This is a genomic window from Pedobacter lithocola (genome assembly GCF_042650845.1).
GTDB classification, from domain to species: Bacteria; Bacteroidota; Bacteroidia; order Sphingobacteriales; family Sphingobacteriaceae; genus Pedobacter; species Pedobacter lithocola.
In genome coordinates this window covers 196,763-221,271 of the sequence record NZ_JBHSBW010000011.1, presented here as the reverse complement: position 1 = coordinate 221,271, position 24,509 = coordinate 196,763, and the positions used below count along the sequence as shown (strand labels likewise).

The 24,509-nt window shown below is 35.9% G+C and carries 20 protein-coding genes; 7 read left to right on the top strand and 13 right to left on the bottom strand.

Translation table 11 applies throughout. The features are described from left to right. Positions 1 to 106: 106 nt before the first annotated feature. The 6 genes from ACFOWA_RS11305 to ACFOWA_RS11280 all read right to left on the bottom strand — a co-directional run bounded on the left by ACFOWA_RS11305 (position 107) and on the right by ACFOWA_RS11280 (position 5,486). On the bottom strand, positions 107 to 742 hold the full coding sequence (locus ACFOWA_RS11305) for a GIN domain-containing protein (RefSeq protein ID WP_378985160.1): 636 nt from the start codon (positions 740 to 742) through the stop codon (positions 107 to 109). Between the two features lie 295 nt (positions 743 to 1,037). Continuing rightward, entirely contained in the window at positions 1,038 to 1,475 is a 438-nt protein-coding gene (gene ybeY, locus ACFOWA_RS11300; RefSeq protein ID WP_378985158.1) for an rRNA maturation RNase YbeY, read from the bottom strand. 66 nt (positions 1,476 to 1,541) lie between these two features. Continuing rightward, positions 1,542 to 1,769 (bottom strand): hypothetical protein, encoded by a 228-nt coding sequence (locus tag ACFOWA_RS11295; RefSeq protein WP_378985156.1) that lies wholly within the window; start codon positions 1,767 to 1,769, stop codon positions 1,542 to 1,544. Beyond that, complete coding sequence (locus ACFOWA_RS11290) at positions 1,747 to 1,935, bottom strand: hypothetical protein (protein ID WP_378985154.1); 189 nt, start codon at positions 1,933 to 1,935, stop codon at positions 1,747 to 1,749. The genes ACFOWA_RS11295 and ACFOWA_RS11290 overlap by 23 nt, the downstream gene beginning before the upstream one ends. Next, positions 1,926 to 2,138 (bottom strand): hypothetical protein, encoded by a 213-nt coding sequence (locus ACFOWA_RS11285; protein ID WP_378985152.1) that lies wholly within the window; start codon positions 2,136 to 2,138, stop codon positions 1,926 to 1,928. Before ACFOWA_RS11285 ends, ACFOWA_RS11290 begins: the two co-directional genes overlap by 10 nt. Before the next feature lie 30 nt (positions 2,139 to 2,168). Further along, a complete protein-coding gene (locus ACFOWA_RS11280) occupies positions 2,169 to 5,486 on the bottom strand; it encodes a DUF4175 family protein (RefSeq protein WP_378985150.1) in 3,318 nt (1,105 codons plus the stop codon). Positions 5,487 to 5,932: 446 nt separating this feature from the next. Between ACFOWA_RS11280 and ACFOWA_RS11275 the strand changes: the two genes are divergently transcribed. Next, positions 5,933 to 7,435 carry a glycerophosphodiester phosphodiesterase family protein gene (locus ACFOWA_RS11275; protein WP_378985148.1) on the top strand — a complete coding sequence of 501 codons (1,503 nt, stop codon included), beginning with the start codon at positions 5,933 to 5,935 and terminating at the stop codon, positions 7,433 to 7,435. A 158-nt stretch (positions 7,436 to 7,593) separates the two neighbouring features. Next, positions 7,594 to 9,966, top strand: coding sequence for a phosphocholine-specific phospholipase C (locus ACFOWA_RS11270; protein ID WP_378985146.1), 2,373 nt, complete (start codon positions 7,594 to 7,596; stop codon positions 9,964 to 9,966). A gap of 198 nt (positions 9,967 to 10,164) precedes the next feature. Here ACFOWA_RS11270 and ACFOWA_RS11265 read toward each other — a convergent pair whose 3' ends face one another. After that, the gene (locus ACFOWA_RS11265) at positions 10,165 to 10,734 is read right to left on the bottom strand and encodes a DUF2911 domain-containing protein (RefSeq protein ID WP_378985144.1); all 570 of its coding nucleotides are present in this window, start codon (positions 10,732 to 10,734) and stop codon (positions 10,165 to 10,167) included. Positions 10,735 to 10,783: 49 nt separating this feature from the next. Then, positions 10,784 to 10,969 (bottom strand): hypothetical protein, encoded by a 186-nt coding sequence (locus ACFOWA_RS11260; RefSeq protein ID WP_378985142.1) that lies wholly within the window; start codon positions 10,967 to 10,969, stop codon positions 10,784 to 10,786. A 311-nt stretch (positions 10,970 to 11,280) separates the two neighbouring features. Between ACFOWA_RS11260 and ACFOWA_RS11255 the strand changes: the two genes are divergently transcribed. The 5 genes from ACFOWA_RS11255 to ACFOWA_RS11235 all read left to right on the top strand — a co-directional run bounded on the left by ACFOWA_RS11255 (position 11,281) and on the right by ACFOWA_RS11235 (position 18,759). After that, positions 11,281 to 11,907: a TetR/AcrR family transcriptional regulator gene (locus tag ACFOWA_RS11255; protein WP_378985140.1), complete on the top strand. Its 627-nt coding sequence runs from the start codon at positions 11,281 to 11,283 to the stop codon at positions 11,905 to 11,907. Then, a complete protein-coding gene (locus ACFOWA_RS11250; RefSeq protein WP_378985138.1) occupies positions 11,904 to 13,223 on the top strand; it encodes a TolC family protein in 1,320 nt (439 codons plus the stop codon). The genes ACFOWA_RS11255 and ACFOWA_RS11250 overlap by 4 nt, the downstream gene beginning before the upstream one ends. Before the next feature lie 9 nt (positions 13,224 to 13,232). Beyond that, the gene (locus ACFOWA_RS11245; RefSeq protein WP_378985136.1) at positions 13,233 to 14,312 is read left to right on the top strand and encodes an HlyD family secretion protein; all 1,080 of its coding nucleotides are present in this window, start codon (positions 13,233 to 13,235) and stop codon (positions 14,310 to 14,312) included. Between the two features lie 7 nt (positions 14,313 to 14,319). Then, positions 14,320 to 15,867, top strand: a complete 1,548-nt coding sequence (locus tag ACFOWA_RS11240) for a DHA2 family efflux MFS transporter permease subunit (RefSeq protein WP_378985134.1) — start codon at positions 14,320 to 14,322, stop codon at positions 15,865 to 15,867. Positions 15,868 to 16,173: 306 nt separating this feature from the next. Continuing rightward, positions 16,174 to 18,759, top strand: a complete 2,586-nt coding sequence (locus ACFOWA_RS11235) for a phosphoenolpyruvate carboxylase (RefSeq protein ID WP_378985132.1) — start codon at positions 16,174 to 16,176, stop codon at positions 18,757 to 18,759. Between the two features lie 176 nt (positions 18,760 to 18,935). Here the strand turns inward: ACFOWA_RS11235 and ACFOWA_RS11230 are convergent, their stop codons facing one another. The 5 genes from ACFOWA_RS11230 to ACFOWA_RS11210 form a co-directional block, all read right to left on the bottom strand. Continuing rightward, the gene (locus ACFOWA_RS11230; protein ID WP_378985131.1) at positions 18,936 to 19,184 is read right to left on the bottom strand and encodes a DUF6952 family protein; all 249 of its coding nucleotides are present in this window, start codon (positions 19,182 to 19,184) and stop codon (positions 18,936 to 18,938) included. Then, positions 19,184 to 19,492, bottom strand: coding sequence for a thioredoxin family protein (locus ACFOWA_RS11225; RefSeq protein WP_378985129.1), 309 nt, complete (start codon positions 19,490 to 19,492; stop codon positions 19,184 to 19,186). The genes ACFOWA_RS11230 and ACFOWA_RS11225 overlap by 1 nt, the downstream gene beginning before the upstream one ends. 14 nt (positions 19,493 to 19,506) lie before the next feature. Beyond that, positions 19,507 to 20,139 carry a peroxiredoxin gene (locus ACFOWA_RS11220; protein ID WP_378985127.1) on the bottom strand — a complete coding sequence of 211 codons (633 nt, stop codon included), beginning with the start codon at positions 20,137 to 20,139 and terminating at the stop codon, positions 19,507 to 19,509. Between the two features lie 523 nt (positions 20,140 to 20,662). Then, entirely contained in the window at positions 20,663 to 23,053 is a 2,391-nt protein-coding gene (locus tag ACFOWA_RS11215) for a S9 family peptidase (protein WP_378985125.1), read from the bottom strand. Positions 23,054 to 23,308: 255 nt separating this feature from the next. Continuing rightward, a complete protein-coding gene (locus ACFOWA_RS11210; RefSeq protein WP_378985123.1) occupies positions 23,309 to 24,493 on the bottom strand; it encodes a hypothetical protein in 1,185 nt (394 codons plus the stop codon). Positions 24,494 to 24,509 lie beyond the last annotated feature (16 nt).

Genomic DNA, 24,509 nt, shown 5'->3' with positions numbered 1-24,509 from the left:
AATTTAATTTCTTTTTCAGATTCCAATAAACGAAAACAGCGGCTGGAATCGCTCCGCCGCTGCTTCAATCATTAACTAAAACTAAACTTTATCTTTGTAATGTTGACTAGAAAATAGATTCTAATACATCAATCTTAATGTCTTCATATCTGTTTGCGCTATAAGTTGCATTTGCAGGAGCTGCGCTAACATTGCTATCATTGGCAGCAAAATCATTCATTTTTATTTTAGCAACCGAACCTAAAATTGCTGTATAATTTTCTGTCGAACCACTTAACGCTAAGTTTGATGTGCCATTTATGTGTGTAGTTAGGCTCACCGTATTTGCTTTAATATCTGCCGTTGCATTATCATTTAAAACCACATTTAGGTTTAGCAAATTGAAGTTGCCTGAAGTTATAATACTTGATGTGTTTGAGGCTTCAATTGCAGATAAATTATTTACGTGAGCAATAATTGTTAAGGGCTCAGATGTAAAAGAACTTATTCTTAATTCGCCATTTTGTTGCTGTACCAATGCGTTTTTGGCAAAGTAATTATCATAAACTTCTACACTTTCTTTAGCATCTTGTATCAAAACTAATTTTACATTACCGCTAATTTTTATCTTGCTGATATTTTTAACTGAGGTTAAATTTGTATAGTTGTTATTGTTTTCGTTTGCAATTGCTGCAATGCTTGCAGTACCTAAAATAGCTGTAGTTAAAGCTGTTGCGAATAATGTTTTAATAGAGGTTTTCATAATATTTTCTTTTTTTTTTAGCGGTTATGTAGCTTCCGAAACGGAGGTTCATAATCTTCTATCTTAATTTTTTAAAATCTTTTGTTGTTGTTTTGATTATAAGACTGTGCTAAGGCAAAAACGTTGCACACACTTTTGGCTTAATATACCAGAGTAGATTAATTATCGACGAACGCCTGTAACTATTAGACGAACAGGAAGGAAATTTTTTGTAGTAAAGAGGTAAGTATAGAAATTATGAGAGATGAGCTTCAAAAAACCTAGTGATGTTCAATAAATTGATATTATAATATGGTTAGATTAATCCTACATCACTTCTGTAGCCAAGATATTCATCTTCTTTTTGAGTCATAAGTGTTTTAGCGGCTTTGCCTTTATCCTTATAACCAAGTAAATGCAGAGTTCCATGAATCATAATGCGGCAAACTTCATCGAAATCATTTGTTTTAAAGGTTTTTGCATTCTCTTTAACCCGTTCAATACTGATGAAAATATCGCTAACTATCTGGTTGTCCTCTTCAGAATTATCGAAAGTTATAATATCGGTATAAGTATCGTGGTTTAAATATTGCTGATTGATGCCCAATAAATATTCATCACTACAGAAAATAAAATTGAGTTCCTGCAATTCAAAGCCCTCTTTTTCGATAGCAGCTTTTATCCATTTTTTAACCTTTAGCTTTTGAGGAAGATTGTAGTTGATAGATTCGGTAAAGAATGAAATTGCAGGCATGTTAAAATTAATTAAGACTGCAAATTTAGAAAATAAATTAGTTGCTGTCTAGCTGATTTTTTGATGTTATAAATCAAAAGGATTTATAACTTTTAAATTATTAATTCGGATGATATCTTTAGAATTTCTACTTAAAAGCATACTATCATTTACCATTGCGGTAGCAGCAATAATTGCATCGGGCAATTTTATGTTGTAGGATTTGCGAAGTTCTACAGTTTTATTTTTAATGTCATCATATAACTCATAAACCAGTGAGTCGCCAATAAAACTACTTAAAAACTGCAATGTCATTTTCTGTTGCAGTTTTCCAACAGCGAAGTTCTATTTCTGTTATAGAAGAGATGGATGGTTTTGAAAATGCTAATATTTCATCAATAAATTTTTCAGCAGAAGGGGATAATTGCTTTTGTAAATAATAAATTACTGTGTTTGTATCCAAAATAAAATTTACTCCCATTCGGTTCGTAAATTTTCCAGTTGATTATCTATTTCATCTTTACTCTGGGCAACCATGCTACCCTTATACTTTTTCACGAGGTCGTCGGCTGTTACGTTTTCTGAAACGCTATCCTTCCTTAATCGAATTATCTTAAGCAACTCTAAATCCTTTAATAGATTAATAGCATTGTCATCTAGAATATCTAAGGTTATTGTTCTCATATACAAATATATTAAAAAATCGTCATCCAACTACCTTGCCATGTTTAACGATTTCATATACTCAGCAATCTTATTCTTGTAGTAATAATTTAAACTTGGCGGCATTTTTTGTAACATATCATTGCCATTCTGTTGCTGCTTTTTAAACTGTTCAACCATTTTTTGGTATGATGGCGGGAATTCTTTAGCTGCCTTACTCTCTCGTTTCGAATCTTCCTCTTGGTCGCGTTCTGCTTTTTCTGCCTCCAATAATTTGGTTAATAACTCTTTCTGGCGATTTAGCGTTTCCTGTTGCAAGCGTTTGTTTACCAAATCGCTCTCCGTTTGCTTCATTTCTTTAATGGCTTCGTTAAGGTTACCCATTTTACCCGAACCATCTTTATTTTCTTCGCGATTAATTTTCTCTAATGCCTGACGAATCATTTGTTGCTGTTGTGCCATTTTGCCAAATTCCTCGCTCATTTCGCCTTTACCAACAGTGCCTTTCTCACCGCCAGATTTCTGCATTTGCTCGCGGGCTTTTTGCATGTTTTTATTCAGCTGTTCTTGCATTTGCGAAAGCTGTTTCATGCCTTGCTTTTGTTTTTTGCCACTTCCAGATTTAGAATTTTTCTGCATATTCTGCAGCTGATTCAAGGCCTCGCTTAACATCAAACTCAGGTTATTAATCGAGGTCATGGTAAACTGTTGGTAACGATTGGCCTCTGGTGTTCTTCGCTCACCAAGGCTTTCCAAGCTTTTATCCAGGTTAAAGTTTATTTTATTCATCTCCTCGTTTACAGTCGATTCTATTTGAGGAACACGCTTGCTCAACGCGTATAAACTATCGGCAATGGTTTTTAGGTTATCTTTTATACTGCGTTGCTTTTGAACATTTGTGGTGTATGAGGGGTCTGCCTGATTCATTTTTTTAAGCGTCAGCATCACTTTTTCCTGTTCAAAGGAAGTAGTTAGGAGATTTTCCAATAAACGTCGCAATTCTTTTGCATTGAGGTTATTCTCCATTTCTTCACCTTGCTGCTGCATTTCATTCATCTTTTTCGAAAGTTTTTCCATTTGCTCGCCGGCTTTTTGTTGCTTTTGGCTAGCACTCTTCGAGTCTTTCTTATCTAATGCATCTTTACTATCTTGTTGTTCTTTCTCGATTTCTTGAACCTCTTTTTCAGGGTTTTCAAACGGATTTGGCTTCTCTAAACTTTGATTTTTTTCCTCCAGTTTTTTCAAATCATCCTTTAAATTATTCATTTCCTTATTTAAAGCATCTTGCTTTTGTTTAAGCGATTCATTATCCTGTTTTTTACCTGCAGTTTGTTCTGAGAGCGCTTTTTGTTCTTTTGCCAGTTCATTTAATCGGTCGATATCATTTTGAAGATTTTGTTCAAATTCCAATTGCTTATAAAGTTCTAAAATTCTATCAAGCTCATTTTTAAGGGTTTTATTATCCAATTGCATTTTCGAAAGCTCGTTCTGCGTTTGGTCTTTATTTTTCTCATTCATCAGGTTTTGCAACTTCTGCAAAAGCTCTTTTGTTTTTTCATCAAGTACGTTATCAAACAAATCTTTAATCTGTTTTTGTTTCTCCAAAAGCTCTTCCGTTTGCTTTTGATCTTCCTGTTGCTGAATATTTTTGTCGTTCTGTTCCTTAATTTCTTTTACTGCTTCATCCAATTGCTTTTGTTTATCTAGCAAAGCCTCAATTTGTTTTTTATCCTCAAAAGAAATCTGTTTCTTATCAATTAAGCTTTCGGCAACTTTTTTACTTTCTTTTTCGATGGTATTTGCTAATCGAATAGCCGACTGAACTTTTTGTTTGAGTGCCTGGCTGTTGGCGTTAACCTGTTCGGCGGTTTCCTTTTTTGTAGGTGATTTTAATGTTTTTATATCCGAGCGAGTAGTTTTAGCGCCATTAATACCATCATTATCAGCAACTTCAAAATAGTATTCAATTTCTTGTCCTGGCTTCGCCATTGCAGTTTTTAAATCCCAGAAATAAAAAAATGAATTTTCGGTAGCATTTGCTTTAATAGCGATATTCTTTGAAGCCGAACTTATAATTTTGTTGTTTTCTTTAATGTTGTATTTAAAACTCAAACGGCTAAAGCCATAATCATCAGTTACTTGTCCGCTGAAATACAAAGCTTTATTGCTTATCGAATCTGATTTTTCATTTACCTGAATGGCTGGCGATTGGTCTTTAATTACCGTAATCTGGTGCGACAAAGAATCTTTCCGCGAAACGAAATCATTTTTAGGTGTAATGCTGTATTTTGAATTATTTCTAATCGTTGCGTTAAAAGTAGATTCATTATCATCCACATTAAGCACATGCTCAGTTCCGTTTAAAACGAACACAAGCGAATTACTCTGTTCGGTTTTAAAGTTCCAGGTTACACGGGTTCCTTCAGGTAAAAGTAAATCGCTGACGTTAGAAATCACCTCTGGTTTTTTGCCCAGATACGATGGATAATTTAAAGTTGCTGTAGTACCTAACAACTCCGGACGAGGTTTAACAATAACCGTGAATTCAGAAGAGCTAAACCCACCACCTTTAAAAATTAATTTCTTATCGCTCTGGATATTTTTAATACTATAACTAAATTTACTAATGCTTTCTTTTTCAAGCTTATAAGTATTTTTTCCATCCTCAACATATACCTCGGCAGGAATTTCATCGCCAGTTAATTTTAAAGTAATGTTTACATCATCGCCCTGAGTAACAGTTAAATTTTTGTTCAATACAGCAAAACTAAATGGTGCTTTCGGGGCAATGTATTCATCATATTTAATAAAACTGTTGGTTCCCTCGCGTAAAATTGCGGGCGCTATTATCGCAATTAATAAAATAATCGAAAGCGGAATGAAAAGAAATTTCAAGTATTTACGATTGTCGTTTATCCGAACAGCCGTGTAAAAGGGAACAGGCTTAAGCTCTAAAATTTTTTGATCTATACTAGCTAAAATCAAATGATTGTGTTCTGGTTGGTTTTCGGAAAGTTTGTGCAACTGCAAGGTATTTAGCAACTTATCTTTTATATCCGAAAAATGATTTCCAATAATAACAGATGCCTCATCAAAAGATAAATGTTTGCCCAATTTGAGCATAGAAAATAGTGGCTTAACGATTAAAAAGCCAATAAGCAGCAACCCAAGTAAAAGGTAAGCAAAGAAGACGAAAGTTTTAAATCCGGCTGTTGGATTTAGGTAATATAAACTTAAGAAAACGAGCAAATACAAGCCCAGTAGAATTGCCGCAGCATAAATGCTTCCTCGTAAAATCTTATTTAAATAAAACTTACGAATAAATTCATCTATCTTTTTCAGTAAATCGCTGTAGTTATTACTCCCCATCACCGTAAATTTAAAAATTGTTCCATCAATTGAAAAGAAACTTTAGTAAGGTAACGTGTTTATTTCAAATAGTTTATTTAATAAGAAAATTAAGACTAGTTAAAGAAACCTCATAAATTCAAATTACATATTCTAGAAGGCGATTAATGATTTGGAAATGAAAGTTTTGTAGTTATCGGATACTTCAGCCCCGCTTTATGCTACAACAAAAGCAGAAAAAGCTTTTGGTTTCCGCGTCAATCGGGTTTAATAAACAAACATTAGTGCTTTTGGGAAACTTCAAAATTTAAGTCCATAGCGCTATTCAACTTCATAACCATTCGGCTTTAGCCAACGGATTACTATAATTTATTATCTTGTTGTTAATTAATACAAAGGTTACATAGATTTTAAATGAATATTATCGTAAACCTCTACTTTTGATTTTTTGTATAATCACCCCAAACATGAAACAAGCACTTATATTTACATTAATGTTATCCATTTTTACTTCATCTTTTGCACAAAAATTTAACTGGAATAAAAACCAGGTTATTGCCCATCGTGGTGCATGGAAGAAGAATAATTTTCCTCAAAATTCAATTGCATCGCTAAATGAGGCTGTAAGGTTGGGTTGTTATGGTTCTGAGTTTGATGTTTGGATGACAGCAGATAATGTTTTGGTTGTAAATCACGATCCTGAATTTCAAGGTTTATCCATCGAAAAGGTAAAATATGAAGAGTTACTCACCAAAACTATGAGTAACGGAGAGAAAATTCCAACATTGGAAGCCTATTTACAGGCAGGCAAAAAGCAAAGAACCACCAAATTAATTTTAGAAATAAAGCCGTCGTTAATAAGCAAAGAACGCGGAATCGAATTAACAAATGCCTGTATAGAAATGGTAAAAAAGGTTGGCGTAATCGATTGGACCGAATACATCAGCTTTGATTACGATTATTGCAAACGCATTTTGGCGGTTTTGCCAAAAGCTAAAGTTGCCTATTTAAGAGGAGAAATTAGTGCAGAACAGCTAAAAGCCGATAAACTAACCGGTGCAGATTATCACTTTAGTGTTTACCAAAAAGATGGCTGGATTGAAAACGCACAAAAATTGGGTTTAACAGTTAACGCATGGACGGTAAATGCCGTTCCGGAAATTCATTGGTTGCTAGCGCACAAAGTAGATTTTATTACCACAAATGAACCAGAATTAACCTTTGAAGAGTTAAAGAAAACACCTGTTGCAAACGGCTGGAATTTAAAGTGGGCCGACGAATTTGATGATGCAGGTTTGCCTTTAAACAAAAACTGGGGCTATGATGTTGGTGGTAAAGGTTGGGGAAATAACGAACTACAGTATTACACTGATGCGGATTCGGCAAATGCAAACGTTAAAAAAGGGAATTTAAACATTACGGTAGTTAAAGCCGACAAAGAAAGTAACCACTACACTTCAGCACGGTTGGTTAGTAAAAATAAATTTGATTTTAAATATGGCAGGGTAGAAGTTAGGGCAATGTTGCCGAAGGGAAGAGGTTTGTGGCCGGCAGTTTGGGCTTTGCCAACTGTTCCAAAATATGGAGGTTGGCCTAAAAGTGGCGAAATTGATATCATGGAACATGTTGGTTACGAGCCAGACAGCGTTTACGGAACAGTGCATACAGAAAAATTTAATCACATTATCCATACTCAGGTTGGCAAAGGCGTAAAAATTAATCCATACAACGCCTACCATATTTATGCTATTGAATGGTATAAAGACCGTATAGATTTCTTTGTTGATGACCAAAAATATTTAAGCTTTAAAAACACAGGTAAAGGTTCTCCAGAATGGCCTTTCGATCAAGATTTTCATTTAATTTTAAATGTTGCCGTTGGTGGCGGTTGGGGTGGAAAAAAGGGTGTTGACGAAACTATATTTCCTGCTACAATGAAAGTTGATTATGTTCGGGTTTTTCAAAAATAAATTAGAATGTAAGATAGGAGATGGAAAATGGGTTTGGGCCAACGTATAAGGTAAATGATTGATGACGTAAGATGTTTAGGTGGAATGTGAATTAGACCATTTTCCATCTCCCATCTTACATCATCCAAAACCCATCTTACATTTCTTAAATATATCAGATGGATTCACGTAGAGAATTTTTAAAAAAGGCTGCACTTTTTGCTGGCGCTACAGGCGTGGCCAATACCTTGCCAAGTTCGGTTTTCAAGGCAATGGCGATAAATGCAGAGCCTGGAACTACATTTCAAGATGCTGAGCATATTGTTTTTTTAATGCAAGAAAACCGTTCTTTCGACCACATGTTTGGGAAAATGAAAGGCGTTAGAGGTTTTAACGAACCCCATCCTCACATTCAGCCCGATGGCAATAAAGTTTGGTTGCAAAAAGATGGTCAAGGTTACACTTATGTGCCATTTCACGTTGATATTAACAAAACAAAAATAACCTGGCAAGGCGGTTTGCCACATTCTTGGAACGACCAAGTTGCCGCCCGAAATGGCGGAAGATATGATAAATGGTTGCCGGCAAAAGCACCTATGACTTTATCTTATTACGATAGAAACGACATTCCTTTTTATTATGCTTTGGCTGATGCTTTTACCGTATGCGACCAACATTTTTGTTCTTCGCTTACCGGAACCACTCCAAACAGATTATTCTTTTTTACTGGGACGGTTAGAGGAGAAAAAAGTGCCAATCGTGTGGCAGTAGTGAATAACGACCAGGCTGAATCGCAAAATAATGTTTTTGTAGATTGGCCAACTTTTCAGGAAACTTTGGAAGATGCCGGCATCGACTGGCGAATTTATCAAAACGAACTCTGGACTTCGAAACTTCCAGAAGGAGAAATGGATGATTGGTTAGGCAATTATGGTGATAATCCAGTAGAATATATTTCCCGGCACCAGGTAAAATTATCTGCTTATTTTAGAAAAAATGGCGATAATACCGTGAAACCACCATTATCAGCTAAAGAAGTTCAGGCGAAATATGATAAATTATCTCAGAGAGAAAAAAACCTGATAGATAAAGCTTTTCAAACTAATATTAGCGAAAAGGATTACCTGGATTTGGCACCTTTTACTTTTACAAATGATGAGGGAAAATCAGAAACGATAAACATTCCGAAAGGTGATATCTTTCATCAGTTTAGAAAGGATGTTGACAGCGGTAAATTGCCTACCGTTTCTTGGCTGGTTGCACCACAAAGATTTTCAGATCATACCAGCTCGCCACTTTATGGAACATGGTATGTAAGTGAGGCTTTGGATATTTTAACGAAAAACCCGGAGGTTTGGAAAAAGACTATTTTCATTTTAACATATGATGAAAACGATGGCTATTTCGACCATCAGCCACCATTTGTGGTTCCAAATCCGGATGATGCATCGAGCGGAAAAGTTTCTGCAGGAATAAATTATGCTACAGATTTTGAAGGCAGAAAGGGCAGTCCGATTGGTTTGGGCTACCGTGTACCCTTCATTGTTGCCTCGCCATGGAGCAAAGGAGGCTTTGTAAATTCGCAGGTTTTCGACCACACTTCATCATTAATGTTTATGGAAAAATGGTTAAGCAAAAAGACAGGAAAAAGTATCAGGAGCAATAACATAAGCGATTGGCGGAGAAACATTTGTGGCGATTTAACTTCCGTGTTCCGTCCTTACAATGGCGAAGAAATTGAATCTCCAAAAGCTTTAAACAGAGAAACTGTAGTTAAAAATATCGGAAACGCTAAAAACAAACCAGCACAAGTTAACCCAACCGCATTAAATAAAACTGAAATTGCAAAGATTAATAAGTTCGAGTCTTTTTCTTTGCAAACATCTATACACGCACCAAAACAAGAAAATGGAACAAAGCCAGCTTGTGCCTTGCCGTATAATTTAATGGTTGATGCAAGCTTGCTTAATGGTGAAATCGAATTAAGTTTTCAATCGGCTAGAACCCTTTTTGGTAACGAAACGGAAACAGTTGGCGCACCATTTAACATGAGCACTATCGCCAAATTTAAAGGCGTTCAAGGAAAAATTTGGGCTTATGCAGTTAAAGCTGGCGATATTTTAAAGGATAAATTAAGCTTAGAAGATTTTGATAACCAAGTTTATGATTTGGCCATTCATGGACCAAACGGTTTTTACAGGCATTTTGTTGGCAGCAAAAAAAATCCGCAGTTGGCAATCAAAGCTTCGCCAGAGCAGAGCGGTTTGATTAGTAAAAAGCTTTCAGGGAATTTAATTTTTTCTTTAGAGAATAAAAGCGCTGCCGTTGCTCAAATTCTTGTTGTTGATAATAAATACAAATTAGCAAAGCAAGTGGTAAACTTGAAACCTAAGTCAGTAACTAATGTGATTTTAAATTTATCTAAAAGCTCGAATTGGTACGATTTCAGTATTTTGCATACAGGCAATGAGCTTTTTAAGCATCGCTACGCAGGTAAAATAGAAACTGGCGCCATCACCACAACCGATCCTTTTATGGGAAATATAATTTAAGAATTTGTAAGGTTATGTTATTGAAAGAATTAAGATTGCTTTTTGGCTGAAAAAGCTTCCCTGCAATTATAAAGCTTTAGAAGTGCGGTTAATTAAGCGCCTAATTTTATATTAATTTGCGCTTTCTCTTTGTGCGCTTTTCGGTAAAGAATCACCGATTTTTTTTAAAAGCTGACTAAATAATATTGCAAAAACTAACTAAAATCCTATTGGCAATTCAACTTGAATTTTATCCCAAGCCGCTATTAGTGTTGCTCCAGTAGCAAGTGGTGTAAAAGTTATCGAGAAATACTCTACAGGTTTTGTTAAGGTTTTTACCGGAACATTAAGGCGTACAACATCTTTTGATTCATCATAAGTAAAAGCACCCCATCTATCGGTTTGAGTATTTAAAATGATTGTGAATGTGTCTTTATTAGGAATGGCGAAAATACTATACGTACCGGCTTTAATTTTTTTGCCACTGATGGTTACTTTTTCGAAGAAACGGATTTCAGTACTTTCATTTGCGCCAAAGCGCCAAACCTTACCGTATTGTTCTAATACACCAAAAATTTCCCTGCCTTTTCTTTGCGGACGAGAATAAACAACCTTGATTTTTGGCTTGGTAATATCACCTGCTTTTACTTTCGCAGCATTTAGCGGAAAATAAACTATATCTGCAGGACTAGAATCTGCAGGTGCAAATTTCAATTCAGCATTGGGTGTTTCTTGTGCTTTGGCACTAAAGCATAAAAGAGCGAAAACAACAAGTATGATGTTTTTCATTTGATATGATTTAAAATCCGTTACGGAAATTTAAAGGCAAAAAGTAAAACTAGTATTTTCTACCTTTAACAAGCGCATTTAAAAATAAGCCTGCAGTTAACAAACCTAAAACGCCACCTAAAAGCGCAAAAATATAACTCTGGGTAATTACTGCTCCAGTTAAAATACCGAAGAATAATCCTAAAGCATAATATAACCAGTTAAAATTGTTGCTGCTGTTTTGTTGTACACTCATTTTTATAGTATTTGGTGGCAAAGTTAATATTTATTTTAAATTTTAATTTGAGAAACTGTTTAAAAAAGCGTTTTGTTTTTATGAAATGAAATTCTAATTATTTTGCCTCTAATCTTCTCAACCAAATGAACCTCTTCTTATCAGAGAAACAAAACACCAAATAGGCATAGCCTAAATTATGGCATAATCAATTGTTTGCAACAGCATAAATTTTGAGATAATAAACTGATTTATCAAGATAATGTAAAAGATGATAAATACCATTTGCATTTTAATCAATCGTTTGATTAATTTTGCAACATCAAAAAGAGATGAAAACAGAAAAGATAGATAAACGACAAGCCATAATTGATGCTGCGGAAAAACTGTTTTGCGAAACAGGCTACGAAGGAACATCAACACGCCAGATTTCAAAGGAATCGGGAGCGAATATGGCGATGATTAATTATTATTTCGGTTCGAAAGAAGGCGTTTTTGTTGAGATTATGAATAACCGCATTGCTGGTTTCGGCTCTCAGTTAAAAATCATCAACGAAGATAAAATATCGTCAATAGAGAAATTGAATAGAGTGATAGATGGTTATGCAACACGTATTTTGTCTAATCCATCATTTCACAAAATGATGCACCGAGAATTGTCGCTAACTCAAAGGCCCGAAATGTATAATAAAATTAAGGACGCCATGAGTTTGAACATGCAGTTACTAGAGAAAATTTTAACTGATGGACAAGAGGATGGAAGTTTTAAGCAAGCAGATAACCGAATGGTAATTGCTACGATTATGGGCACCTTAACCAACATTGTAATTTCTCCGCATAAAGTTCTGCCCGAATTCGATTTAGACCTAAACAACCCGAAAGACAAAAAAATGATTAAAGATAAAGCGGTTGCTCATCTTCAAGATTTATTAACAGTTTATTTAACAACAAAAAAATGATACCCAAATCGATTAGATTAATGCTTGTGGCATCATTAGTTCCGGCGGCTTTATTTGCACAAAGTACAAAAGAATTAAATATCAATCAGGCAATTGAACTTGGCATAGCCAATAGTAAAAACTTAAAATTATCTCAAAATAAAATAGACCAAGCCATAGCAAAGCTTGATGTAGTGAAAGACAATGCATTGCCAACCGCGAATGCAAGTTTCTTATATAACCACGCTGAAATACCAACTACAACTTTTACTTTGCCAGGAGGTGGTTCTTCTTTACAGCTGCCAAAAAGAGCTGATGCCTTTGTGGGTACAGCTGCAGTACAAGAGTTGGTTTATGGTGGTGGCAAACTTAAATATGCCAAAGAATCGACTAAATTACTGGCTGATGTTGCCCGATTAGATGCCGATAAAAGCAAAGAAGAAGTGACTTATGCTGTAATCAACACGTATTATGCATTATATAAAGTTGAGCAAAGCAAAAAAGTTATCGACCAGAATTTAGAATCTATCGCTGCACAAATTAAACAAGCACAGCGTTTTTTCGAACAAGGAATTGTAACCAAGAATGATGTATTGCGTTTTCAATTGCAACAGGCTAATGTTACGCTAACACAATTGGATATCGAAAGCAACCGCAAAATCATCAATTATAATTTAGATATTTTATTGGGTTTGCCTGAAGATACTGAAGTTAAAATTACCGATCCAAATGCGGGCTTAAAAACTGCAGGTTCGCTTAACGAATACATCGGAATGGCTATGGCAAATCGCCAGGAATTAAAACAGCTTGATGTACAAAACAAAGTTGCCGATTTCAATATCAAAACCATCAGGGCAAATACTTTACCTACCGTAGGTGTTGGTGCAAACTTGTATTATATTAATCCAAGCGGCAATTTTATTCCACCAACAAACCAATATTTAATGCCAATTACTGTAGGCGCTACAGTTTCATGGAATATTGCGAGCCTTTGGTCTAACAGAAATAAAGTTAGCGAGGCTAAAATTCAGCAAAGCGAAATTACCATTCAAAAGGATATTTTATCGGATAACGTAAAAACCGATATCAATAAAAACTTTCAAAATTATCAGGTTGCGATAAATAAGATACAGGTTTTAGAAACTTCAATCGCTCAGGCAACAGAAAACGATAAATTATTGGCTTCGAAATACAAAAATAACGTAGCATCAGTTACTGATAGAATCGACGCTGAAACTTTATTATATCAAGCAAAAATAAATTTAGAAATAGCCAAAGCCGACGCTGGTTTAGCTTACTATACTTTACTAAAATCAACAGGAAAAATAACGCAATAAATACAAACAATGACAACTGAAAATAAAAAGAAGAGCAAAGTAGTACCCATCATTTTAGGTATTTTAATAGTAATAGGTATCGTTTTTGGTATCACAGAGTGGAATTATTTTAGCAAGCACGTAGATACGGATGATGCACAGATTGATGGAGACATCAGTCCGGTTGTGGCTCGTGTTGGTGGTTATGTAAAAGACATTAATTTCGAAGAAAATACACGTGTAACCGAAGGTCAGGTTTTGGTTAAACTTGATGATAATGATTACAAAGTAAAGTTAGAACAAGCACAGTCTGGTCAGCAAGGTGCAAATGCAGGTGTTGGTGTGGCGCAATCGCAAATTGCAGCAACGCAAGCCAATACAAGCACCGCTAAAGCTAATGTTGATGCAGCAAAATCAAATGTTCAGGCGGCAACAGTTAAAGTAAATTTAGCACAGAAAGATTATAACCGTTATGAAAACCTGGTGAAAGATGGCTCCATTACGCAACAGGCTTTCGACCAGGCAAAAGCAAATAAAGAATCTGCAGAGGCGGCAAAACAATCGGCTTTGGCAGCATATCATGCAGCTCAAGACCAATACAATGCTGCTGTTAAGCAAGTTGGTACTACGCAATCGCAATTGGCGGTAAGCAGCAATGTAATTAATCAACGCCAAAGTGATATCGATTTTGCTAAACTTCAATTATCCTATACAGAGATAAAGGCGCCTGCAACCGGTATCGTATCAAAAAAGAATGTTCAAAAAGGACAATTGGTTCAGCCAGGTCAATCTTTATTTTCAGTTGTAAACGATGGAAGTATTTACGTTACTGCAAACTTTAAAGAAACGCAATTAGAAAAAATCAAAACAGGTTCTAAAGTAGAAATTGAAGTTGATGCTTATCCTGATGAAAAAATTCAGGGAGAGGTTTATAACTTTTCGCCAATTACCGGTGCGAAAGGTTCTTTATTGCCTCCAGATAATGCCACAGGTAACTTCGTTAAAGTTGTTCAACGTATTCCAGTTAAAATTAAAATTCATCCATCAAAAGAATTGTTAGCCAAATTACGTCCAGGAATGAGCGTTAAAGCATCAGTTTCTACTAACTAATATTATAATGGCCGAAGTAGGTTTAAAAAAATGGATTATTACGTTTACGGTAATCACAGCCTCGCTTTTAGAGCTGATTGACACAACCATTGTAAACGTAGCAATTCCTCAAATACAGGGAAACCTGGGCGCAACCCTGGAGGACGTGGCTTGGTTATCTACCGGTTATGCCGTAGCGAATGTTATCATCCTGCCTATGTCGGGCTGGTTGGGTAGCCGTTTCGGGCGTAAAAATTACTTCTTAACCTCCATCATTGTTTTTACGCTAGTTTCCTTTTTATGTGGAAATGCAACATCATTAAACGAGCTAATTTTATTTAGGATTATACAAGGTTTAGCCGGTGGTGGTTTAATATCAACGGCACAAGCCATTTTAATTGAAACCTGGCCACGTGAAGATGTAGGAATTGCCACAGCATTATTTGGTTTAGGTGCTGTTGTTGGACCAACAGTTGGACCAACCATTGGCGGTTACATTTTAGAAATAGCAGATTGGCCTTGGATTTTCTATGTGAACATTCCCGTCGGGATACTCGCCGCATACTGTACCATAACCTTTATTCGAGAGACGCCCAAAGATGGGCAAGGAAAACCTGTCGATTGGTGGGGAATTGGTTTATTAGCTATCGCGGTTGGAAGTTTACAAACTTTATTAGAAAAAGGAGAGAGCGAAGATTGGTTCTCAACACCCTATATCGTTGCATTAGCGGTAGCATCTGTTTTTGGTTTGCTGTTATTTATTTGGCGAGAAACAAGTACTGAATATCCTATCGTAAATTTGCGAATTATGAAAAAAAGAAGTTTCTCCATCGGGATGGTAACTTCCTTTATTTTAGGATTTGGATTGTACGGTTCTGTATTCGTTTTCCCGGTTTTTGCACAAAATTTATTAGGTTTTACGCCTTTACAAACCGGAAAGCTGTTTATTGCTGGCGGTATTTGTACCATTTCAATGATGCCGTTTATTGGTATTATGCTTAAAAAAGGTGTTCCGGCTCAGTTTATGGCTACCGGAGGGATGTTTTTATTTTTCGTTTTCTGCTGGATGCTGAGCAAGTCAACCTTGGCATCAGGAACGGGCGACTTTTTCTGGCCTTTAGTAATTAGAGGATTTGGAATGGCTTTGCTTTTCGTGCCGCTAACTACACTAGCCATGCAAGATTTAACTGGACCAGAAATTGGTCAAGGTTCGGGATTGAACAATATGAGCAGGCAATTAGGCGGTTCTTTTGGTATCGCAGCTTTAACCACTTTGATTCACATTCGTGCCGGTTTCCACAGAAGTAATCTGTTAACCAACATTAACGAATATAACCCTGCATTTACACAAAAACTAAATGGCTTGGTTCATAATTTTATGGCTAGAGGTTCATCTTTTGTTGATGCAAAATTAATGGCAATGAAAGCGATTGAGGGTACCGTAATTAAACAAACTATGTTGCTTACTTACAACGATGCTTATTGGGTTGCCGGATTGATTATGTTGTTCTCGATACCATTACTGTATCTGCAAAAATTTAAGAAAAATGCAAATATTGTTACGGATGCGCATTAATCCTAACCAATAAGAGTTTTGAGATTGACGTAAGTTGTACCGTCTTACTCTTGAAGGGTAGGATTTTTAGGAGGTGCAAACAAAAACAGCCGGTGTATTTTAGTACACCGGCTGTTTTAACCCAAAAAATTAACAATCAATGCAACGCCCTTAAACATTGCAAATGTTCTTACTTAACTACCAAGTAGCCAAATAAGATTTTAAAATTAAAATATATTCTACAAAATTCCAAATTGTAAGCCCTAGAATTTTAATACCTTAAGCATTTTTTGTAGTATTACCATATACAAAACTATTGCTTAAGCTATGCCTAAACTCCGTTTGACCACACAGCGAGAATCTATTTTTAATAACGAGGTTATCTCGAAATTCGAACTTTTTAACAGTCTTTTCTTAACACTGCCTTTTTATAAAATAAAAGATACTGGAACATTATTGCCTTTATTCTTTAAAAGTTGCGAAGAAGGTATCGCAAACGGGCAAACTCCGGCCCAGGTTATCGAAGAATTTTTTGCTAAATACACCAGCTACACCGACCGAAAAGATATTATCGATTTACTTTTCCGTTTCATTCAATACATTGAGCGGCAGGTAGTACTTTTTGATGCCGTTGAAGACGCTTCCTTCACCAAGTTAAATACAACTGATGAACAAAGTACGCTTGAGTTTATCTTAAAGAAAAATGCGGATAACAAACCAATGCTTTCAAAAATCGAGAAACTGATTGATGAATTATCATTGCGTTTGGTTTTAACGGCGCACCCAACACAGTTTTATCCCGGAAGTGTGCTGGCAATTATTACCGATTTAACCAAAGCCATACGTGAGAATAACATCACATCGATGAATTCTTTATTGCAGCAATTGGGTAAAACGCCATTTTTTAATAAAAAATCGCCAACACCTGTTGATGAAGCACTAAACCTTGCCTGGTTTTTAGAAAATACATTTTACTTCGCTGCGGCAAATATTCAGGAAGAAATAGACCAGAATTTAGACGAATACAACCTTGAAACTAAAAAGATTTTAGAGCTTGGTTTTTGGCCGGGTGGCGATAGAGATGGAAATCCAAACATCCATGCTGATACCACGTTGGAAGTTTCTAAAATGTTACGCCAAATCCTTTTCCGTTGTTACTATCGCGATTTTAGGGTAATTAAACGCCGAATTACGTTCAGAGGAGTAGAAGAAAATATTGCCATTTTGCATGATGTTTTGTATAAAAACGCTTTCGACCAAACCTGCGAACTACATGATATTTCAGATGAATTAAGAGAAAATCTAAATAAAATAAAAGAAACGCTACTTGCAGAACATGATGGCTTATTTGTTGATTTGGTAAACGACCTAATCCGTAAGGTAGATTTATATGGAAATTATTTTGCCTCATTAGATATTCGTCAGGATAGCAGAGTTTTAAGAAGTGTGCATGCTTATTGTCGCCAAAATAAACCTATTTCATCGCTTTACCCGGCAGATTATGATGAGCTTTCGGAGGGGGAAAAACTAAAATTAATTTCTTTTAAAGAGGCTACACCAGTTTATGCTACTGAAGGAGATGATTTGATTAAAGATACCATTCAGGTTATCAATGAAATTAAAGGCATCCAAAGGCGAAATGGAGAAAAAGCTTGCCACCGTTTTATTATTAGCAATTGTCAACAAGCAAGTGATATTCTTCAATTAATCGAACTTTTTCTTTGGAATGGTTGGAGTAAAGATGCTTTGACTATCGATTTCGTACCACTTTTCGAAACCGTAAATGATTTAAAAGGTGCTGCCGATATTATGGAAACACTCTACAGCAATCCTTTTTATAAGGCGCATTTGGCTAGCCGAGGAAATAAACAGGATATTATGCTGGGCTATTCTGATAGTACAAAAGATGGTGGTTATTTGATGGCCAATTGGTCTATCTTTAACGGAAAAACTACGTTATCAGCGGTTTCTAAAAAACACAATATTCAATTGGCATTTTTTGATGGTCGTGGCGGACCGCCATCTCGCGGTGGAGGTAAAACACACCGTTTTTATGCATCGATGGGTAAAGAAATTGCCAATAAAAACATGCAGTTAACAGTGCAAGGGCAAACCATCAGTTCGCAATACGGTTCAATTGAAAGCGCAGAATTTAACATCGAGCAGTTAATTAACGCAGGGATATCATCTGGCTTAAAAGAAAAACACAATGTACTATTAGATCCAGAAAATAAATCATTATTAGATGCCATGGCCGAAGATGGCTATAAGGCCTTTGTCGATTTGCGGGAGCATCCGTTGTTTGTAAGTTATTTAGAAAAATTATCTCCACTTAAATTATTGTCTCAAGCAAATATTAGCAGTCGCCCGGTAAAAAGAAATGGCGGCGGTGCAATGAAACTGGAAGATTTAAGAGCCATTAGTTTTGTTACTGCCTGGAGTATGCTAAAACAAAATGTTCCTGGTTTTTATGGTATGGGAACGGCAATGAAAAATCAAGAAAGTGCTGGCAATTGGGATAAAGTTGTAAGGGTTTATGAAGATTCTGATTATCTAAAAACAATTGTAGATAATTGTATGATGAGTATGAGCAAATCAGACTTTGTGATTACCGCCCATTTGGCAAACGATAAGGAATTTGGTACATTTTGGACACAACTACGAGATGAATTTGAATTAACAAAGGAGATGCTTTTAAAACTATCAGGACAGGAAACTTTAATGGCGAATTATCCGGTCGATAAAAAGTCTATCGCTACAAGAGAAAAAATTATTTTGCCTTTGGTGCTCATTCAGCATTTTGCTTTAGAAAAATTACAGCACGACCAAAGCGAAAAAGACCAAACCGCGTTAGAAAAATTGGCAGTACGAACGGTTTTTGGAATTGTTAACGCAGGCAGGAATTTGGCGTAAAATTTAGCTAAGGTTAATTTACCACATAAGAAAGTTAAGGACATATAAGTTTTTCTACCCCTGTGTCCGCACATACCTTTTTTTTCAAGTCTAAAACGGGTACTAGAAAATAAGTCAACAAAAACCCTTTGCAAATGAATCTGCAAAGGGTTTATATTTTAAAAGGAATTTAAAAACTATCTATCAATCGAGCCCATAACTTTTTGGCCGAACGCGTTAAGGGCGTCTTTTTCAACTGCGCCATCGCTTACCATTTGATGCACTTCCAGCGCACCACAAATATTGGTAATCATTTCTCCAGCCACATCAACTTCATGCTCGCTTACACCTCTAAATTCGCAGAAAGCTTCCAAAACCTCTAAAGTAGTTTCTAGCTGTGCTGGTGTGGTATTTTGAAATAATTGTTTTATAACCGGAATCTTCATTATTTTATCTTACTAAATAATTCAATTAAACCTTCTGCTTTGTTAGTTTGCACCTGATCTACCAAAGCACCACCTTCAAAAGCTGCAAAAGTTGGTAAATTATCAACATTTGCAAATTTGCGTGAGTTTGGAAGTTTCTCTGCATCAACAATTAAGAAAGCAACATCTTCATTTTCAGCAGCCAATTTTTTAAACTTTGGTTTCATGATTCTGCAGTTACCACACCAAGATGCAGCGTACTGAACCATAACTTTAGAATTGTCGGCTAAATATTGTTGAAGATTATCTTCTGTTAATTCTAAAAACATAATGTTTTATTTTATTAGTTAGCGGCTAAATATTCAGCAACGCCAGTTCTGTTTGCATTCATTGCTTCTTTTCCTTCTTCCCAGTTTGCAGGACAAACTTCACCATGTTTTTGTACATGAGTATAAGCATCAATTAAACGCAAATATTCTTTAACGTTTCTACCCAATGGCATATCATTAACACTTTCATGGAAAACTTTACCAGTTTCATCAATTAAATAAGTTGCTCTGAAAGAAACATTCGAGCCTGAGAAAGATTCATTTCCTTCTTCATCGTAATTAACTTCCTGATCTAAAATATCTAAAATTCCAGATAATTGTCTGTGCGTATCTGCTAAAATTGGATAAGTAACACCTTCAATACCGCCATTATCTTTTGGTGTATTTAACCAAGCGAAATGAACTTCATTTGTATCGCAAGATGCACCAATAACGATTGTATTTCTTTGCTCAAACTCAGGTAAAGCCGCTTGAAAAGCATGTAATTCTGTAGGGCAAACGAAAGTAAAATCTTTTGGATACCAAAATAATAATACTTTACTATTTTTATTTACAGCCTCTTCAAATACGTTGATTTTCATGTCATCGCCCATGTCAGACATTGCATCAATACTTACACTCGGGAATTTTTTGCCTACTATTGCCATAATTTTTTGTGTTTAATTTTGTGCTGCAAAGGTACGGCTAAATCATATGGCAATCAACCCAGATTTATTAATAGTTAATTGTATTTATTGATAACGATATAGTTAAAAACTATAATCTTTTTTTGGTATATATAATTTGACTATTTTGTTTTTTTGGTAATGAAAGGAAGGGTAGATGGCGGTTTACAGCCCCGCCATTCGTTGCAATCTTTTTGGGTACTTCTGCCTATTCTACGGTTTTACTTAAACGGATGATTGTGAAATCCGAGAAAATTTTGCATCAAAAAGGATTTCCACTGCTGTCTGGTTTATTTATCAAGGCTAAGTGTTCTTGGGATAAAGCCATCACCTTTAATTCCCTGCTAGCGGGGCAGACAGAGTGCCAATCGCATATAGCTCAAAAAACCTTTTAAATTTCTTAACAAATTGCAGGTATGGCGCAAGCTATCCCACTTTGTAGGGGGATGGGGAGGAGCTTAAACACGAATCCCTCTTAATTTTTTATCAAGAGGGATTTAAAAAACTATTTCTTTAACGTATTCTCGTACAATTTAAAAATCCGTTTGTACTCATCCGTCCAGCTGCTTGGCTCGATAAAACCATGGTCTTCAACCGGGTAAACTGCCAATTCCCAATTGTTTTTTCCAAGCTCAATAAATCGTTGTGAAATGCGCACAATATCCTGGAAATGAACATTTACATCAACCATTCCATGCGCCATTAATAAATTTCCTTTAAGCTTATCAGCAAAATAAATTGGAGAACTCCGTTTGTATGCAATTGGGTCGTTAAAAGGTTCATTCAAGATATTCGAAGTATAACCATGGTTGTAATGCGCCCAATCGGTAACCGAACGTAAAGCTGCTCCACTGGCAAACACATCCGATTCGTTAAACATCGCCATTAGCGTAATAAAGCCACCATAAGAGCCTCCATATAAACCAACATTTTTAGGATTTACGCCATATTTCTCAACCAAAAATTTTACGCCATCAACTTGGTCGGTTAAATCTTTTCCACCCATGTGGCGGTAAATTCCTGTTCTATGGTCGCGGCCGTAACCAGAGCTTCCGGTATAATCAATATCAATAACGGTGTAGCCATTATCAGCCAGTAAATTATTAAACATAAACTCACGGAAGTAGGTACTCCAGCCAAAGTGAACATTTTGTAAATAACCTGCTCCGTGTACAAAAACTACGGCAGGATGATTGGGATGTGGATTATCAGATTTGTAAACCCTTGCATAAACATCGGCGCCATAACGGTTTTTGTACGAAACCATATCGGGTTCACGCCACTTGTACGATTTAAACTCAGCTGATGTAGATTCGGTAATTTTAACTGCTTTTGCACCAACCTTATTCGGTTGAATGTATAATTCGCCTGGTTTATTCAGGTAAGAGTAATTTATGGCCAGGTATTTTTCATCAGGAGAAAGTGTGATGTCGTTCAAACCTTTCATTGAAGTAATTTGCGTAAGTGCACCACCGTTTACACCAATTTTAAAAAAGTTCGTTATGCCCGGATGTTCTTTATTTGCTTTAATGAAAAACGTACTCTTATCTTTCGAAAGCTGAACAGATTGAACTTCCCATTTACCTGATGTTAATTGTTTTTTATCGCCAGTAGAAATATTTGCTACATATAAATGCGAATATCCGGTGGCCTCGCTCTGATAATAGAAACGGTTATTATCAATCCAGCCTGTAATACCTTGAAAGAAACCGCTTACGCCCGGGCCGCCAATCCAGGCCTCATCATGCTGGCGATCTAGTAAATTAAATTTTCCTGTTGCGGCATCTAATTTTAATATCCAGCGGTCTTTATTATCGGTAGAGGTTGCTACTACAATTCCTGTACTGCCGTTCTCATTCCACAGCGGACCGAAAAAGTTAACCTGCCTATCAGCATTTTTCTTCTTTAAAGTATCCAATTCTTTAGGATAGTCTTTGTAAAAATCTGGAATATCTTTTATGCCCGGAATGCTTGCCGTTTGAATTGCATAAACCGAATCTTTTTGCGTATCATAAATAAATCCTTGAGATACATTTTCACTTTCTCCAACCTTAGTTCGGCCGGGAATATCTTCTGTATAGCCAGATGCTGTAACATAGTTTGGAACGATCGTATTGTGGTTATTGGTTGCCGGAGTAGTTAATTTGTAGGTAACATAACGGCCATCAGGACTAATAACCACACCATTTAAAAACCTATCATCAGTATAAAGGGGTTTTAGCGATTTTGTATCAGCAGTCAGTGTACCAAAACGGCCTCTGGCACCACGAGCGCCGCCGCGGCTGTCGGCATTTCTTTTTTTAATGATATCAAAAAGCTCAGTCTGCTGCGCTTTTAGCCAACTATCTTGCTCAGTTGCAGGTTTTGTTGCCGTTCTTCCAGCAGGTTTGCCTTTAGTGAAATTTGTAATTTGTTTCGTTTCGGCAGTTTTTAAGTTCAGTTGAAAAAGATTATCACCTAACTGATACACAATATCGCCATTGGTTAAAAAAACAGGACTACTTTCCCTTTCCATGGTATTTGTAAGTCGACGTTCTTTTTTGGCTTTAAAATTTTGAAGATAAATATCGCCACTTTTCTCTACCAAGCCTAGCGATTTATCTTTATTGTAAATGTAATTTAAGCTCAATAATTTTTCATCTTCCTTTTCAACCGCCTTAATTGGTTTAGTTGCCGAAGCCGAAATTTTAAACAACTCTTCTTTAGTTTTATTTTCAGGATTCCAATTAAAATACAATGTTTTGCTATCGGCGGTCCAACGGAAATTTGTTGGTGCAATTCCCATCCATTTTGGGTCTCGCATTATTTTTTCTACGGTTAGCGGGGCAATTTGTTGTGCAAAAGTGTATTCGCCTGAGCAAAGGAAAAGGAAAAGGAAAAGTAAATATTTCTTCATGAATTTTATTTTGGATGCTGCAATTTAAATAATGCAGTAATTAAATTGTTAAGGAAATGGAAATGTTACAACGCTCGTATCTATCAACCACAAATAAAAAAGATTTTACAGATGATGTTTTTTGACATAAATAGTTTCTGTGACTTCTGTGTTTCCGCGGCAAAATTTTGTTTTCTATCAGGTGCAGCAGTTTGCCACAGAAACGCAGATTTTCACAGAATTACCTTAAACCTTTAGTTAAAAAGAGAACCGATTCTAACGAATCACTCTCCCTGTTTTATCTACATTCACCTCATCAAACGGCTTTAAATATTCATTGATGATTACTGAAAACTCTCTACGGGTTAGCACTTTTTTCAAATCATATTTAGACGAAAATTTATAGTTCTTCTTCCATTTCTTTTCGATTTCATTTGTTGTGGCATCAATTGCCTTATTGCCAACATAGCAAACCAAAGTGATTGTGTTTACTAGGTTGATAGGAATGTTTTTATTGTCATCAAACCAGATTTGTGCTTTGTAATAGTAATCTTTTATGGGCTGTTTTATTTCATCATAAGTAACTTCCAGCTCCGGATTAAAAAATGCTTTTCCATTTTTAATATCTGCTTTTAAAATCCCGGTAATACCAACTTTTTGCAGTGCTAACCAATTGGAATCTGCCGCTTTAACATCTTCAAAAGGCATTAAGGCAAGTTTATAACTGAGCAATTCGCCTTGAATCCTTTTTAAATTTGATAAACTAGTTTTTGTATCAAAGAAAGCAGAATATGCTGCGGTAGCTCCAGCAGCCTGACCAATTTCCACATTTCCGGGAGGGATGAACAATAAGTTTTCCTGATTCGGAATGAGCAAATTATATAAAGATAAATAACGCGATTCTGTTGTATTAAGTCTGGAAATTGTAGTTCTGTACAGATTATCGTTATAATTTAAAACCTCGGTTTTGGCAGGTGCAAGCTCATTGATTTTTAAAGCAGCTACAAGTTTTGCAGGCTCATGGGCTAACACCAAAATTTTAGCTTTTATATCCAAGCCATCGCTCAAATTTAAAGCCCATCCATTTCCCGAACGCTTAATTTCGGTGTATTTTACGTTATTAACTACATCTAAAAAAGCTGCACTATCAATTGGCTTTTTAGTGTTTTTAGCTTTTGATTTTGAAGTCTGTTCAATTGGCTTATTTAACTTTTTAACTTCCCATGCAGCTAAAGTCTTAAATAAATTTTGAACAGCAATTGATTGTTTCACAGCGCTTTTCTGACTAGAAAAACCAGTTGATTGAGTTAAAATTAGCGTTTTCACACCCGATTTATAAGATTGAATTCCGGAGGCTAATGCAGCATCTCCACTTCCAATAATTAATACATCCGTTTTTAGGGTTTGTGCTTGGATAATGAATGGAAATAAAAAGGCGTATAGCAGAAACAATCTCTTCATAAACGATGATTTGAAA

What these genes read in the sequence shown, in the direction of transcription:
- ACFOWA_RS11305 (WP_378985160.1), bottom strand. Translation starts at nt 742, where the DNA reads ATGAAAACCTCTATTAAAACATTATTCGCAACAGCTTTAACTACAGCT.
- ybeY (WP_378985158.1), bottom strand. Translation starts at nt 1,475, where the DNA reads ATGCCTGCAATTTCATTCTTTACCGAATCTATCAACTACAATCTTCCT.
- ACFOWA_RS11295 (WP_378985156.1), bottom strand. Translation starts at nt 1,769, where the DNA reads ATGACATTGCAGTTTTTAAGTAGTTTTATTGGCGACTCACTGGTTTAT.
- ACFOWA_RS11290 (WP_378985154.1), bottom strand. Translation starts at nt 1,935, where the DNA reads ATGGGAGTAAATTTTATTTTGGATACAAACACAGTAATTTATTATTTA.
- ACFOWA_RS11285 (WP_378985152.1), bottom strand. Translation starts at nt 2,138, where the DNA reads ATGAGAACAATAACCTTAGATATTCTAGATGACAATGCTATTAATCTA.
- ACFOWA_RS11280 (WP_378985150.1), bottom strand. Translation starts at nt 5,486, where the DNA reads ATGGGGAGTAATAACTACAGCGATTTACTGAAAAAGATAGATGAATTT.
- ACFOWA_RS11275 (WP_378985148.1), top strand. Translation starts at nt 5,933, where the DNA reads ATGAAACAAGCACTTATATTTACATTAATGTTATCCATTTTTACTTCA.
- ACFOWA_RS11270 (WP_378985146.1), top strand. Translation starts at nt 7,594, where the DNA reads ATGGATTCACGTAGAGAATTTTTAAAAAAGGCTGCACTTTTTGCTGGC.
- ACFOWA_RS11265 (WP_378985144.1), bottom strand. Translation starts at nt 10,734, where the DNA reads ATGAAAAACATCATACTTGTTGTTTTCGCTCTTTTATGCTTTAGTGCC.
- ACFOWA_RS11260 (WP_378985142.1), bottom strand. Translation starts at nt 10,969, where the DNA reads ATGAGTGTACAACAAAACAGCAGCAACAATTTTAACTGGTTATATTAT.
- ACFOWA_RS11255 (WP_378985140.1), top strand. Translation starts at nt 11,281, where the DNA reads ATGAAAACAGAAAAGATAGATAAACGACAAGCCATAATTGATGCTGCG.
- ACFOWA_RS11250 (WP_378985138.1), top strand. Translation starts at nt 11,904, where the DNA reads ATGATACCCAAATCGATTAGATTAATGCTTGTGGCATCATTAGTTCCG.
- ACFOWA_RS11245 (WP_378985136.1), top strand. Translation starts at nt 13,233, where the DNA reads ATGACAACTGAAAATAAAAAGAAGAGCAAAGTAGTACCCATCATTTTA.
- ACFOWA_RS11240 (WP_378985134.1), top strand. Translation starts at nt 14,320, where the DNA reads ATGGCCGAAGTAGGTTTAAAAAAATGGATTATTACGTTTACGGTAATC.
- ACFOWA_RS11235 (WP_378985132.1), top strand. Translation starts at nt 16,174, where the DNA reads ATGCCTAAACTCCGTTTGACCACACAGCGAGAATCTATTTTTAATAAC.
- ACFOWA_RS11230 (WP_378985131.1), bottom strand. Translation starts at nt 19,184, where the DNA reads ATGAAGATTCCGGTTATAAAACAATTATTTCAAAATACCACACCAGCA.
- ACFOWA_RS11225 (WP_378985129.1), bottom strand. Translation starts at nt 19,492, where the DNA reads ATGTTTTTAGAATTAACAGAAGATAATCTTCAACAATATTTAGCCGAC.
- ACFOWA_RS11220 (WP_378985127.1), bottom strand. Translation starts at nt 20,139, where the DNA reads ATGGCAATAGTAGGCAAAAAATTCCCGAGTGTAAGTATTGATGCAATG.
- ACFOWA_RS11215 (WP_378985125.1), bottom strand. Translation starts at nt 23,053, where the DNA reads ATGAAGAAATATTTACTTTTCCTTTTCCTTTTCCTTTGCTCAGGCGAA.
- ACFOWA_RS11210 (WP_378985123.1), bottom strand. Translation starts at nt 24,493, where the DNA reads ATGAAGAGATTGTTTCTGCTATACGCCTTTTTATTTCCATTCATTATC.